This window comes from Arthrobacter sp. P1_B4 (genome assembly GCF_056406555.1).
This window is the reverse complement of the sequence record NZ_JBFTZW010000025.1, coordinates 15,593-28,906: the sequence shown is the minus strand read 5'-3', so window position 1 is coordinate 28,906 and position 13,314 is coordinate 15,593. Positions and strand designations below refer to the sequence as shown.

The 13,314-nt window shown below is 67.2% G+C and carries 12 protein-coding genes; 5 read left to right on the top strand and 7 right to left on the bottom strand.

Features of this window, described 5'->3' with window-relative positions; translation table 11 throughout:
- Positions 1–4: 4 nt before the first annotated feature.
- Positions 5–793 (bottom strand): M50 family metallopeptidase, encoded by a 789-nt coding sequence (locus AC1D1W_RS10935; RefSeq protein ID WP_476943680.1) that lies wholly within the window; start codon positions 791–793, stop codon positions 5–7.
- Positions 790–1,143 (bottom strand): TraR/DksA family transcriptional regulator, encoded by a 354-nt coding sequence (locus AC1D1W_RS10930; RefSeq protein WP_476943679.1) that lies wholly within the window; start codon positions 1,141–1,143, stop codon positions 790–792. The genes AC1D1W_RS10935 and AC1D1W_RS10930 overlap by 4 nt, the downstream gene beginning before the upstream one ends.
- A 156-nt stretch (positions 1,144–1,299) precedes the next feature.
- On the opposite strand from AC1D1W_RS10930, the gene malQ reads away from it, so the two are divergent.
- A complete protein-coding gene (malQ, locus tag AC1D1W_RS10925) occupies positions 1,300–3,543 on the top strand; it encodes a 4-alpha-glucanotransferase (protein WP_476943678.1) in 2,244 nt (747 codons plus the stop codon).
- 120 nt (positions 3,544–3,663) lie between these two features.
- Complete coding sequence (locus AC1D1W_RS10920; protein WP_476943677.1) at positions 3,664–4,722, top strand: alkaline phosphatase family protein; 1,059 nt, start codon at positions 3,664–3,666, stop codon at positions 4,720–4,722.
- Positions 4,723–4,852: 130 nt separating this feature from the next.
- On the opposite strand, the gene AC1D1W_RS10915 is transcribed toward AC1D1W_RS10920, so the two are convergent.
- Positions 4,853–5,122, bottom strand: coding sequence for a hypothetical protein (locus tag AC1D1W_RS10915; RefSeq protein ID WP_476943676.1), 270 nt, complete (start codon positions 5,120–5,122; stop codon positions 4,853–4,855).
- Between the two features lie 240 nt (positions 5,123–5,362).
- On the opposite strand from AC1D1W_RS10915, the gene AC1D1W_RS10910 reads away from it, so the two are divergent.
- The 3 genes from AC1D1W_RS10910 to AC1D1W_RS10900 all read left to right on the top strand — a co-directional run bounded on the left by AC1D1W_RS10910 (position 5,363) and on the right by AC1D1W_RS10900 (position 10,151).
- Complete coding sequence (locus AC1D1W_RS10910) at positions 5,363–6,880, top strand: CYTH and CHAD domain-containing protein (protein WP_476943675.1); 1,518 nt, start codon at positions 5,363–5,365, stop codon at positions 6,878–6,880.
- A 30-nt stretch (positions 6,881–6,910) separates the two neighbouring features.
- Positions 6,911–8,050: an AI-2E family transporter gene (locus AC1D1W_RS10905; RefSeq protein WP_476943674.1), complete on the top strand. Its 1,140-nt coding sequence runs from the start codon at positions 6,911–6,913 to the stop codon at positions 8,048–8,050.
- A gap of 121 nt (positions 8,051–8,171) precedes the next feature.
- Positions 8,172–10,151: an APC family permease gene (locus tag AC1D1W_RS10900; RefSeq protein WP_476943673.1), complete on the top strand. Its 1,980-nt coding sequence runs from the start codon at positions 8,172–8,174 to the stop codon at positions 10,149–10,151.
- 116 nt (positions 10,152–10,267) lie between these two features.
- Here the strand turns inward: AC1D1W_RS10900 and AC1D1W_RS10895 are convergent, their stop codons facing one another.
- From AC1D1W_RS10895 to AC1D1W_RS10880, 4 genes are all read right to left on the bottom strand, one after another.
- Positions 10,268–11,125, bottom strand: a complete 858-nt coding sequence (locus AC1D1W_RS10895) for an oxygenase MpaB family protein (protein ID WP_243177624.1) — start codon at positions 11,123–11,125, stop codon at positions 10,268–10,270.
- 25 nt (positions 11,126–11,150) lie between these two features.
- Positions 11,151–12,116 carry a hypothetical protein gene (locus AC1D1W_RS10890; protein WP_476943672.1) on the bottom strand — a complete coding sequence of 322 codons (966 nt, stop codon included), beginning with the start codon at positions 12,114–12,116 and terminating at the stop codon, positions 11,151–11,153.
- Positions 12,113–12,598 carry a hypothetical protein gene (locus AC1D1W_RS10885; protein ID WP_476943671.1) on the bottom strand — a complete coding sequence of 162 codons (486 nt, stop codon included), beginning with the start codon at positions 12,596–12,598 and terminating at the stop codon, positions 12,113–12,115. The genes AC1D1W_RS10890 and AC1D1W_RS10885 overlap by 4 nt, the downstream gene beginning before the upstream one ends.
- A gap of 64 nt (positions 12,599–12,662) precedes the next feature.
- Positions 12,663–13,136: a hypothetical protein gene (locus tag AC1D1W_RS10880; protein ID WP_476943670.1), complete on the bottom strand. Its 474-nt coding sequence runs from the start codon at positions 13,134–13,136 to the stop codon at positions 12,663–12,665.
- Between the last annotated feature and the right edge of the window lie 178 nt (positions 13,137–13,314).

Here is a 13,314-nt window from a genome sequence, read left to right as displayed (position 1 = left end):
CAGCCTAAGGCCGGGAAGGGAACGGCCCCAACGCGGCCGCGAACACAGGGGCCATCGGCTGCCAGGCAAACCACCATGCCCCGGCCACAACCACGGCGAAGAGGGCAATCCACACCGCGGCGGGGATGGAGGTGGCCCTGGCCAGCAGGTACGCGTCCGACGTCGGGAGCCTGTCCCGGTGCCGCAAATGGACGTTGGCCAGTTTGCCGAGGTCCCTGACGGCAGCGACCAGCAGCGCCAGGCCCAGCACGATCATCACGTGGCCGTTGAACACCGGCGGCACGAACAGCACCAGGAGCGCCGCGGCCAGTACGGCGGCGGCCGTGATGAGGAGGCCCACGCCGTTGCGGAGGAACAGGAAGGACGCCAGGAGGATGAGCGTGCCCACCGACATCGCGGCCGGCCCCCAGCCGTTGAAACCGCACCAGACCATCGCCGCCCCGACGACGGCGGGCACGGGGTAGCCCCAGAACGTCGACCAGGCGGCGGAGAGGCGGCTCCTGCTGTACGTCGTGGTGGTGCCGGAGTGGTCCAGGCCCAGCCGGATGCCGCCGAGCCGCTGGCCGGTGGTGAGGGCGGCAAACGCGTGGCCGAGTTCGTGGGTCACGGTGGCGAGCAGGCCAAAGTAGCGCCAGGACAGGCGGGGCAGGGAGACGGCCACTGCCAGCAGGATCACCGCCACGAGCTCAATACTGCTCACGTGCGGGCTGGGGGCGTGGGTGAATCCGGCAACGATCCGCTCCCACCATGTCAGGGCGAGGTTMGGTTCCCCCAGCAGGCCGGGCGGACTCATGCCTTGCCCGAGGCATGCGCGATGCAGTACGCGGTCCAGGGCCTGGCCTCCAGCCGGTCCTCGGGGACCGGGGTGGCGCATACAGCGCAGATTCCGTAGGTGCCCTCGTCCATCCGCGCAAGGGCGGCATCGATCTGCAGCAGGGAAGCCCTGCTCTGTTCCAGGAGCGCGGAGGCCTGGGATAGTTCGAAGGCGATCGTCGTGCCCTCGGGGTCGTGTTCGTCGTCGACGTTGGAGTCGAGGCGGGCGGCATTGACCGAGGTGATGTCCCGGCGGAGGGCGGGYAGGAGGGCAAGCTTCCGGTCACGTTCCTCGCGCAGGAGGATCCGGAACCGTTCGATGTCAACCATAGGCTTCAAGGCTAGCGCGGCCGCTGTAGCGGCGCCTAAACGGGCCGAAGGAGCCGTCCGCGCCGGGAACCGGCCAAGGACTCAACGAACTGGTAGATGACTCCCACATCCACGGAAAGGGCGGCGGGCGGTAGGGGCAGCGTCTAGAGTGGGCGCATGGTGGACCAGACGCACCCCGAGACCCCCGCAAACCCCGAGGACCGTCCAAACCCCAATCATCCTGCAGACGCCGGCAACGCCGCGGCCCCCGGAAGTCCCGGGCAGACCGGGGACACTGATACGGCCGACACGCTCCTGCGCGAACTCGCCGCAGCCTATGGCGTCGACACCAGCTACTGGGGCTGGGACGGAGTGCAGCGTTCCGTGGCCGCCGGGACCCTGCAGGACGTGCTGTCGGCCCTCGGGGTCCCCGCCAACGGGCCCCAGGAGCAGCAACGCTCCCTGGCCGAGTCCCGGCTGGCACACTGGCGGCGCATCCTGCCCCCGGTCCTTGTAGTGAGGGAGGGACAGGAGTCCCGCGTCGAGGTCCACGTCCCGCACGGAAGCGAAGTCCGCGTCTGGATCGACGCCGAAGACGGCAGCAGCTATGAGGCCGCCCAGCGGGAGAACTGGGACCAGCCGGTCGACGTCGACGGCGTCCTCACGGGACGTGCCACGTTCGCCATACCCGGCAGCCTCGGTCTCGGCTGGCACACGTTGAGAGCCGACGCCGCGGGCACGGCGGCGCAGTGTCCGCTGGTAGTTACGCCCGGCCGGCTCCGGGCCTCGGCCCTGCTCAAGGAACGCCGCACCTGGGGACTGACGGCCCAGCTGTACTCCGTGCGGTCCTCCCGGTCCTGGGGGATTGGCGACTTCGCCGATCTCGGGGACCTCGCCGAGGTTGCCGGGGAGCAGGGGGCCGGCTTTGTGCTGGTCAATCCGCTGCATGCCGCCGAACCAGTGCCGCCGGTCGAGGACTCCCCGTACCTGCCCACCACACGGCGCTTCTTCAACCCGCTCTACCTGCGGGTGGAGGAAATCCCGGAATACGGTTACCTGGACGCAGCCGGCCGGGCCGAGGTGGCACGCCTGGCCGAAGGCCAGCAGGCGGCCAACCGTTCCCGGGACCTCCTGGACCGCAACGCCAGTTACGCGGCAAAGCTCTCGGCGCTGGAACGCGTGTTTGCGGTCCGCCGCGGGCCGGCGCGCACCCGGCAGTTCGCCGACTTCCGCGCCGAGCAGGGGCAGGGGCTAGAGGACTTTGCGCTGTGGTCTGCGCTCGCCGAAGAGCTGCCGCCGTCGGCGCCGGAATGGGCCGGAGCGGCTGCATCCCCGGCGTCGCCGTACTGTGTCGAGCAGCGGCCGAGGCTGGCAGCCCGGATCGAATTCCACTGCTGGCTGCAGTGGCTCTGCGACCAGCAGCTCGAGGCGGCCCAGCGTTCGGCACGCCAGTCGGGGATGGGGATCGGAGCCGTCCATGACCTCGCTGTCGGGGTAAAACCCGGCGGTGCCGACGCCTGGACTCTCTCCGGCGTTCTTGCCCGGGGCGTGAGCGTTGGTGYGCCCCCGGACATGTTCAACCAGCTGGGCCAGAACTGGTCGCAGCCGCCATGGCATCCGGGCCGGCTCGCCGAATCCGGCTATGCCGCCTACCGGGACATGCTCCGCACCGTGTTGCGGCACGCCGGCGGCATCCGGGTGGACCATATCCTCGGCCTGTTCCGGTTGTGGTGGATCCCCGAGGGCGGGGGGCCGGAGAGCGGCACCTATGTGCACTACGACCACGAGGCGCTCATCGGCATCCTTGCCCTCGAGGCGCAACGGGCCGGGGCGATCGTGATTGGCGAAGACCTGGGGGTGTTCGAGCCGTGGGTCCGCGGCTACCTGGCCGAGCGGGGGATATTCGGCACGTCGATTCTCTGGTTCGAACACGACGCCGATGGCCCGATTCCGCCGGAGCACTACCGCGAGCAGTGCCTGACCAGCGTCAACACCCACGATCTCCCCCCGACGGCGGGCTACCTCGCCGGTGAACACGTCACCTTGCGCGAATCGCTCGGGCTGTTGCGGCGGCCCGTGGCGGAAGAACGCGCCGAGGCCGCGGCCGAGCAGGAGGCCGTGCTGGCCCGGGTCCGGGCACGCGGCCTGCTGGCAGAAAACGGCACGGACGTCCGGACCACGGTGGAGGCGCTGTACGCCTACACGGCGCTGGCCCCGTCAGCGCTGCTGGGGGTGGCGCTGGTCGACGCCGTGGGGGAGACCCGGACCCAGAACCAGCCGGGCACCAGCACCGAATACCCGAACTGGCGCATTCCGCTGGCCGCTCCCGAGGGTGTGGTGCTGATCGATGACCTGCCGGACAACGAGCGGTTCCTGTCCCTGCTGGGCACCGTCCGCGGCGCGCTGCATCCCGGAGGGTGACCGGACACGGGGGAGCCGGGCCCTGGACCGGGTGCGGGCAGTTTCTTGACCTGAGCCTGGCCTGAGGCCGGGAATGCAGACAGCATTGGCCGCACCAATACCGGCCGCTAGCATGGACCGATGACGCGGATCGGCCGACTCTCCCTGGCCGGCGGATGGGCGCTGGCGATGCTGCTGGCGGGGTGCACGTCGGTGCACCCCTTCCAGGCCGGCCCGCCTTCTCAGTCCCCATCTGCCGAGTCCCCACCGGCCGGGTCCCTGCCTGCCGGGCCGGCCGGGACCGAATCGCCGCCCGCGTCCCCCGGCCAGGACCCGACCGCCGCGGCCCCACCACCATCCCCGTATTTCGCGCAGCCGGCCCCGCACCCCGCCCCGGGCGGGCAGGCCAGCAGCGGAATCGCGCACATTGTGGTCATCGTCCAGGAGAACAAGGCGGCCTCGCAGATCATGGGCGCCAGCGAAGCGGGCTACTTCAACAAGCTTGCGGCGGAATTCTCGGTGGCCGCCAACTACCGGGCCATCACCCACCCGAGCCTGCCCAACTATCTCGCCCTCACGAGCGGAACGAGCGCGGGGATCACCAGCGACTGCAAACCGGACTCGTGCACCGCCGATGTGCGTTCGATCGCCGATGAGATCACCCAATCCGGACGGACCTGGAAAATGTATGCCGAGGGCATGCCCGCGCCCTGCGCCGCGCATGACTCCCGCCGGTATGCGGTGAAGCATAATCCGTTCATGTATTACCCTGCCGTGACGGACGACGTGGCCTCCTGCTCGGACCATGTTGTTCCGTATGACCGGCTGGGGCAGGACCTGCAGTCGCCGTCGACCCTGCCGGACTACGCTTTCATCAGCCCGGACATGTGCCACGACACCCACGACTGCTCCATCGGCACCGGAGACGACTGGCTCGCCCGCGAAGTGCCCAGGATCCTGGGATCCCCGGCCTTCACGACGCAGAACTCCCTGCTGGTGCTCACGTGGGATGAAGGCAGCAAAGACGACAACCGGGTGGCTACGGTTTTTGCCGGCCCGGCAGCGCGGAAGCACTTCACATCCAACGCCGCCTACTCGCACTATTCCTTGCTGCACACCATCGAGGACGTGTGGGGGCTGAGCCCCCTGACCGACGATGTCCGCAATGCGCCCCTCATGGGCGAATTGCTGAACCACTAGCGGTCAGCCTATTCCCGGCCAATACACAGGAACCACTGCCCATAATGGACCCGAAGCTCCGGTCAACCGCTATTTGACCGGAGCTTCGCCACATCCGCCTGCACCGCCGGCGGTGTCCGCCCGGGTGAAGCTAGGGCTTGGCCTCGACCAGGATGACCAGGGTCTCGGGCAGTACGCCGTCGTAGGCCATCGCCTCGCCCATTACGTCATTTTGCATCGCGGCCATGAGGGCATCCACGTCAGGGACATCCATCATCACTGCGACTTGCGTCGGGTTCTGGGGGTTGACGAACGTACGAATGTTGGTGATCCCCAGTGGGCCGAACACCTCTTCGCGCTTCGGCGAGGCAAGCCAGTGATCCTTGTCCTTGACATCGTGGTGGCCGATTATGGTTGGCATGGCGGTCCTCTCGCAGGGGGCCAGCGGTCCGCCGGCCCACTGCTCCGAAAGTTACTCGCCGCCGCATGCCCGGGCAAGTCATTTTTCCAGCCTCATACCGCCGCGTCTGTGCGCCTTCCGCGGGGCCGTGGCCTGAACTGGGCGGCCACCCGTCCCCAGCACCCGGTTCCCGTGACAATCTCCTCCGATAGGGGCCTTTGGGCACACGCCCGGCGCGTGCAGGAGTTCCTAAAATGAAGCATGGCCGCCGACGCGATCGAGGTGGAACGCAAGTACAGCCCTTCGGAATCCGACGCCCTCCCGCCACTGGCATCAATCCCAGGGGTGGATCGCGCCGGGCAGCCCGTCAACGAAATGCTGGACGCCGTCTACTTTGATACCAAAGCACTGTCATTGGCCAGGCAACGGATCACCCTGTGCCGGCGGTCCGCCGGTCCGGATCCAGGATGGCACCTCAAACTGCCGGTCGCCGTGGGGGAGCGCCGGGCTATACAGGAGCCGCTTGGCGGCGATCAGGATGCCGTGCCGGAAAATTTGCGGCAGCTGGTCCTCGTCCACAGCCGCTGCCACGCGCTGATTCCGGTTGCACACATCCGGACCAGCCGGAGGTTGACGCCGTTATACGCCGCCGACGGCGCAGTCCTTCCCAACTTCAGTGACGACCGTGTCGAGGCCCAATCCCTGCTAACCTGCGCGGGACCGTCGCGGTGGCGGGAATGGGAACTGGAACTCGCCGACGGCCCCCGTCGGCTGCTCCAGGACGCTGACGCTCTGTGCGCCGCAGAGGGAGTCACCATCGCCACGCACCCGTCCAAGCTCGCCCGGGCGCTCGGACCGGACTATCCGGAGAATCCGGCCACGGCTCCAAAGCCGAGCCGGGACGGTCCGGCCTCGGACGTCATGCTCTCATACGTATCCCAACAGGTACGCGCCGTGAAGCTGAATGATCCTCGCGTCCGGGTCAATGCGCCCGATGCCGTGCATCAATTCCGGGTGGCCGCCCGCCGGTTGCGGTCGGCACTGGCAACCTTTCGAACGCTCACAGATACGACGTCGGCCAGATTTCTTAGGGGCGAGCTCCAGTGGCTCGCCGGCAACGTGGGCCGGGCCCGGGACGCCGAGGTCATCCGTGCCCGGCTAAAGGACATGATCAGTGCCGAACCTCCGGAGCTGTTAATCGGACCAGTCGCGCAGCAGATCCAGGAGCACCTCGGCACCGTCCAGCAACAGGGCCTTGCCACCGGCCTGGCCGCGCTGGACAGCACCCGCTACTTCCGCCTCCTCGATGCCCTCGATGCCTTCCTTGCGGTACCTCCGCTGAGCGGCGGGGCAGGCAACGATGCGCCGGGGACGGTTGGACGGCTCGTCTCCGCGGAACGAAAACGCCTCAAGGCGGCGGTCCGGTCCCTTGACGGCGGCGCAGGCGGGACACCGCAAGATGCCGCATTGCATGAAGTTCGGAAGGCTGCGAAGCGGCTGCGCTATGCCGCAGAGGCGGCTGCCCCCATTTTCGGCACTCAAGCAACGAACGTTGCCCGGGCCGCGGAGGGCATCCAGGAGATCCTCGGAGACTTCCAGGACAGCGTCGTCACCCGGGAAACCCTACTGGTGCTGGCGGGGCAGGCCGCGGCTGGCCCCGGCGCCGGATTTACCTTCGGGCGCCTGCACGCCCTTGAGCAGCAGCGCGGCAACGAAGCCCGCTTGCGGTTCTACTATGCGTGGCAACAGTCCAGGCCGAAACCCCTGCGCTGGGCCTAGCCACCGCGTCCGAACGCCGGGAGAACCCCTATGATCGAACCCCGCAGCGCAATGCCGGCCATCTGGTCGGACGGACTGGGCCGCGCCAGCATCCGCTCCGTGCAGGTCCTCGCCGTGTCCGCCCTCGCATGGGCGATCATCTGGGCCGCCAGCCGCATCCCGCTCGTCATCATCCCCGTCCTCATCGCCGTTATCCTGGCCGCAGCGATCTCCCCGCTGGTCCGCTGGCTCACCGGGCACGCGTGGCCGCGCGCCCTCGCGGTGGTTGCCTCGTTCGTGGCCATTCTCGCCGTTTTCGGCAGCGTCATCGCCGGCATCGTCATTCTGGTCTCCAACCAGTGGGGCGAGCTCACGGCCCGGGCCGCTGCGGGAGTCGAACAACTGCACTCATTCCTGAACCACGGACCTGTCCCTGTCAGCGACCAACAGATCACCGCCGTCATGGACTCGGTGCGGGAGTTCTTCACCTCGAGCACGTTCAGTGCAGAAGCCCTCACCGGTGCCCGCACCGCGGTGGAAATCTTCACCGGCGCGGTGCTGATGGCCGTCACCCTGTTCTTCTTCCTCAAGGACGGGCCCGAAATCCGGGCCTTTCTCATTGGCATGCTGCCGGCCGACCAGCGCGCCAAGGCACGGCTGGCGGCGGATCGCAGTACCGTCGTCCTGGGCGGGTATGTCCGCGGCACGGCCATGGTGGCCGCGGTTGACGGTCTCGTCGTCGGGATCACCCTCGCCATCATGGGAGTGCCGCTGGCCCTGCCGCTGGGAGTGTTCATCTTCATCGGCGGATTCATCCCGATCGTCGGCGCTACCGTCGCTGGCACCCTCGCCATTGTCGTCGCGCTGGTCTCCAACGGACTGGTCCAGGCGCTCATTGTTGTGGCCGTGGTCATCGGCGTGAACCAGCTCGAACACCACTTCCTGCAGCCGGTCCTGATGGGCAGGGTCCTCAGCATCCACGGCCTGGCGATACTGCTCGTCCTGGCTGCCGGCACCATACTGGCCGGCATTGTCGGCGCGCTGCTGGCCGTGCCGATCACCGCCGTCACGTGGACGGTCGTGAAGACATGGACCGGCAAGGACCCGCTGCCCGGACTTGAGCCGCCCGGTCCGGAGCTGGCCGGACCTGAGATGTCCGGACCGGAGCTGCCCGGACCGGAGCCGCGGTAGGCTCGCCGTTCCGGACGCGGCCTGCAGCTGGCCGCCGCAAAGGGGGCCCGGCACTACAATTGACCGGTTCCCAGGACTTGCTCCTGCCCGGCACACGCCCGGCCACCAACAGAAAGATCCGATGCAGACCACTTCTGACCACGCCGTCCCGGCGCAAGTTGACCTGAAGCAGGCCGACCGCCCGGACCGCAAGCCCCTGGTCCGCTGGCTACTGGCCAACCAGGTCGCACCCGCCGGCCCCGAAGCCGAGGAAGATCACAAGCCCAACGCCTGGTGGAAAGTCATGTGCCTGACCGGCGTCGACTATTTCTCAACCCTGTCCTACCTTCCCGGTATCGCCGCCCTGGCCGCCGGTGCCCTGTCGCCGCTGGCCACCCTGCTCATTGTGGCCCTGACCCTGCTGGGCATGCTGCCCATGTACCGCCGGGTCGCGCAGGAGAGCCCGCACGGGCAGGGCTCGGTTGCCATGCTGGAGAAGCTGCTTCCGTTCTGGCGCGGCAAGTTCTTCGTGCTGCTGCTGCTCGGGTTCGTGGCGACCTCGTGGATCATCACCATCACCCTCTCCGGAGCCGACGCGACGGTGCACCTGCTCGAGAACCCGATCGTCCCGGCGGGATTGAAAGGCAGTGCCGTGATCATCACGGTGATCCTGCTGCTGATCCTGGGCGGGGTGTTCCTGCTCGGCTTCAATGAGGCCGTGGGCGTCGCCATTCCGCTTGTGGCCGTCTACCTGCTCCTGAACGCCGTCGTCGTCGCCGCCGGGTTCATGCACGTCTTCTCCGATCCGTCCCTGATCGCCGGCTGGACCGACCGGCTGCTCGCCAGCGCCGGCGGCGGCCCCATGGACCTGATCGGCCCGGCCGTCATCGCCTTCCCCTTGCTGGTCCTGGGCCTGTCCGGGTTCGAGACCGGCGTCTCGATGATGCCGCTGATCAAGGCCACCGGCGACAGCCCCGAGCAGGTCATGGCGTCCCGGGTCAGGAACACCCGCAAGCTGCTCACCACGGCGGCGGCCATCATGAGCGTCTACCTGATGTCCACCAGCTTCCTCACCACGGTCATGATCCCGGCCAAGGAGTTCGAGGAGGGCGGACAGGCCAACGGCCGCGCCCTGGCGTTCCTCGCCCACGACCTGTTCGGCGCCGGGTTCGGCACCGTATACGACATTTCCAGCGCCCTGATCCTCTGGTTCGCCGGAGCCTCCGCCATGGCCGGGCTCATCAACATCGTGCCCCGGTACCTGCCGGCCTACGGCATGGCGCCGGAATGGGGCCGGGCCGTCCGCCCGGTCGTGATCGTCTACACCGTGCTGAGCGTCGGCATCACCATCGCCTTCAACGCCGACGTCAACGCCCAGGCAGGTGCCTACGCCACCGGCATCCTGGCCATGATGGTTTCCGGAGCCGTCGCCGTGACAGTCTCCGCGATCCGCCGGCACAGCCGCGCCGGCACCATCGGCTTCGGTGCGCTGACCCTGGTCCTGCTGTACGCRCTGGCCGCCAATGTCATCGAAAAGCCCGACGGCATTGCGATCTCGGCTTTCTTCATCGCCGGCATCATCGTCGTCTCGCTCATCTCCCKGGTCCAGCGCACCACCGAACTGCGGCTGGAAACCATCGAGTTCGACGAGGCGGCCCGGAAGTTCATCACCGATTCGATTGCCTTCGACGGGCAACTGAACGTCATCGCCAACAAACGCCAGGCCGGTGACAAGGCTGAGTACGCGGACAAAGAGTACGAACAGCGCGGGCTGAATCCCGTTCCGGGCCCGGCGGATGTCATCTTCCTGGAAGTGGAAATCTCCGATCCTTCGGCGTTCAGCCACACGCTCCGGGTCGAAGGCATCGAAGTGGAGGGCTACCGGGTCCTGCGGGTGAAGTCCCCGGCCGTGCCGAACGCGATCGCGGCGGTCCTGCTGGCCATGCGCGACTCGACCGGCACGAAGCCCCAGTGCTACTTCGAGTGGTCCGAGGGCAACCCCGTCGGCCACCTCATGCGGTACCTGTTCCTGGGTGAGGGCGACACCGCGCCGCTGGTGCGCGAAATCCTCCGCGAGACAGAGCCCGACCAGGCACTCCGGCCCGCCATCCACGTGGGCTAGGCAAGGCGAACTCTCACCACAACAATCAGCCCCGCCGGGATTTGAGCAGTTCAGATTCCGGCGGGGCTCTCCGTGTCCTGCGACCCGTATCTGCTCTCACACCCGGTACCCGGGCCTCAGACGTTGGCTGATTTCCCCCACGGGCCGATCTGGTCCAGGGTGTATCCGTCCGGGTATGCCACGACGTTCATCTTTCCCGGCACAAATATGGGCTCCGTCGGCAACGGACGCAGCCTGGCCTTGAGGGAGCGGAACCGCAGCACCGCATTGAACGGCACGCGCAGCACTGCCGGGGCAGGTTTCAGGCCCAGGGCCACAGCGACCTGGGTTTTGTCCATCATCAGCGCCAGGATGGTCGGGGTGAACCGGCGAAGCAGGGCGGGGATACGGCTGGCGAAGGCCGCGACGGTCGCATTGAACAGCATCGAACCCTCGGGGCTCGGGCCCATGTTCCGGTCCTCGTATTCGTCCAGGAACCGCTCCGCCTCCGCGAAGGTGGCCGGGATGCCCTCGAGCCCCATCTGCCGGCCCAGTTCGGCGTAGAAGTCCGTGGCGGCCCGCTTCTCCAGCTCCGTCAGCCGGCGCCAGCCGTGACGTTCGGTCCAGCGCAGCGGCAGCACAAGCAAGGTCATGAGGACGTAGACGAAGTCGTCCGGGGTACCGGGCACCCCCTTGTGGACCCGGCGGAGCAGGTTGATCATGGCCTGGCTGCGTTCGTGCTCGAACCCGTTGGCGATGATCTCGTGGAGGACGATGCCGGTGTCGTAGGAGCGCTTCATCGGCCGGGATTTCATCTCCCCGGTCGCCGCCAGGGTCCTTGCTGTGGAGGGGATGGCGAAGTTGCGGTAGTAGGCGACGAAGAAGCCCGAATGGATTTCAGACTTGAAATCGAAGAGGACCATGTTCCGGTAGATCCCGTACATGTCCGTACCGCTCGGGCGTGTTCGGCGGGTCGGGTGCGTGAGGAGTTGCATGGGGGCTTTCCGTAGCTGTCGCAGGCTATGCCGGGGCAGGGGAGTTATGGAGCTTTGCTTCAACGCAGAGCAGGTAGCTGCGCTCCTCCGCGGTCAGGAAGGCCGCCGAAGTGCCCGCAGCGAGTTCAGCGTCCCGGATTTCGACAACCATCCGGTGCAGCCTGTCCTGTACCGGCGCCTGGGGGTCGGCCTCAAGGGTCCGGTCAAGCGACGTGCTCTGCAGCGCCTTGGACCAGATGGCCTCGACGCGTGCGAGGGTTTCGGTGTTCAGGCGGTGCAGGTTTTTGCGGGCAGCCCTGCCGGCAACCGCCGGGATCGTGAGTCCGGCGCCGGCCAGGACGGTCGCGACCAGTTCCAGCTGATGGTACGGGAAGTCAGGTCTGACCAGTACGGCCAGGAATGTCAGGTGCCGGGCCAAGAGGGACAGACACATCTCGGCCATCACCAGGAAGCCCATGATGCAGCCGGCGCCCAGCATGGAGAAACCGACGCGGAACGGGCGGCTCATCCGCGGGACGTAGCGGAAGCAGATCACGGCAATTTCCGCGCTCATCGAACAGATGAAGAGGGTGAGCATCAGTGAGAACAGGAGAGCCGGGAAACGGTCCTCGTAGATGCCCCAGGCGGGGGTCGTGACGGTGGGTCCTGTGAGGAGGAAGAACGCGGTCTGCAGGCTCAGCGTGAGCGTCAACGGAAGTGTGCGTGTCCACCAGGACCGGCGGCCGCCGGCTTCCGGGGCGATGGCGGCGTATGCGGCGAGGCGCAGATACCAGAGAGAGACAATCATCAGGGAGTTCAGGACCAGTTTGACCAGGTTCATGCCGCCCAGGGCCGTATCGACGGGGACGTAGACAACCGGGGACATGAGCAAAGAGCCCACGCCTCCGTACACGGCACAGGTGAACACCAGGTCGCTCCGGCTGCGAAGCAGGGCGGGAATGCGGGCACCGGCCAACAGGAACAGCGCCGCGGCCATCAGGAACTGCATCATCCGAAGACCGCCCCGAAGTTGCCCGGCTCCGCGTCCGGCTGCCGGTAGGAGCGGCGGATGCGGGAGGCAAGCCGGTCGGCAAGGAGTTCGGCCGTTACCTCGAGCTCGTCGGCGAAATCGGTGCGTTTCAGGGCCGAGACGACGCGCTCCGGGTCGAGGTCCGGGAAGAAGACCTGGGCGTAGTCGTGCGAGAGGACTTCCTGCTCGTGCCGGAGGATCATGTGGGCGAACTCGTGCAGGACGATCTGCTGGCGGTGCACCTCTGACGCCGCCTTGGCGTGGAGGATGAGGTCCAGGCCGTCCAGGCCGAACCACAGGCCACAGACCTTGTCGGTGGGGGTGTTGTCGATCGGCTTGATGACAATCGGACGCCCGCTCGCGGTCTCAAGGTGGGTCTGGATGGAACTCATGGAGACCGGTTCCTGCACCCGCAGGCCTTCTTCCGCGGTCCGGGCCCGCGCTCGGGCGTCGCTGTAATCCATGGAGCTGGTCCTTGGGATGGTCCGATAAGGGGCCGGAGTCCCTCCGACTCCAAGGAGGAGCGTATCAGCCCTGTTCAGGGGCCTTTCCGGCGCCCGGCGTGTCGGAAGAAGTGACGTTCGTCTCCGCCAGCTGCTCGTCGATGAGGTCCCGGATCTGAAGGAGCGTCTCGGGTGACAGGCCGCCGAGCTGCCGGGCAGCGAAATTGCGGACCTTGTTGGCCCGCATGCTGGCCAGGAGGTCGAGCTGGGCTTCGACTTTCTGGGGCAGCTCGTCCTGGTCGTGCAGCAGGTAGTCGCGGTTCACGCCGAAAAACGTTGCGAGGTTCTGCAGGAGCTCGGTCTTCTTCACCTCGGGCCCGGACCCGGTGCGCATGTCGTGCCAGCGGGCGCGGGAGATCGGGGTGCCGGCCGTCTTCATGGCGGCGCTGACGTCGTTGAAGGTGATCTTCTTCCCGGCGGCTTCCGAGGAATCAAGGAGAAGGTTCAGCTTCCTTGCGAGTGCAGCGCCCGGCCCGGAATCGACTGACGCGTCGTTCATCGCGCGGCTCCTTTTCTGCGGTCGAAGGGTGGATCCAGAAGACGATATCATCCGATTGGACATGTCCAATAATTTTGCATTACCCTCTGAAAACAGAATTGGACATGTCTATTTCTGCACCGGAGGGGTACCGGGCCACGCCTCCGGTACCGCCTCCATAGTGGAGGCACGCAGCCTA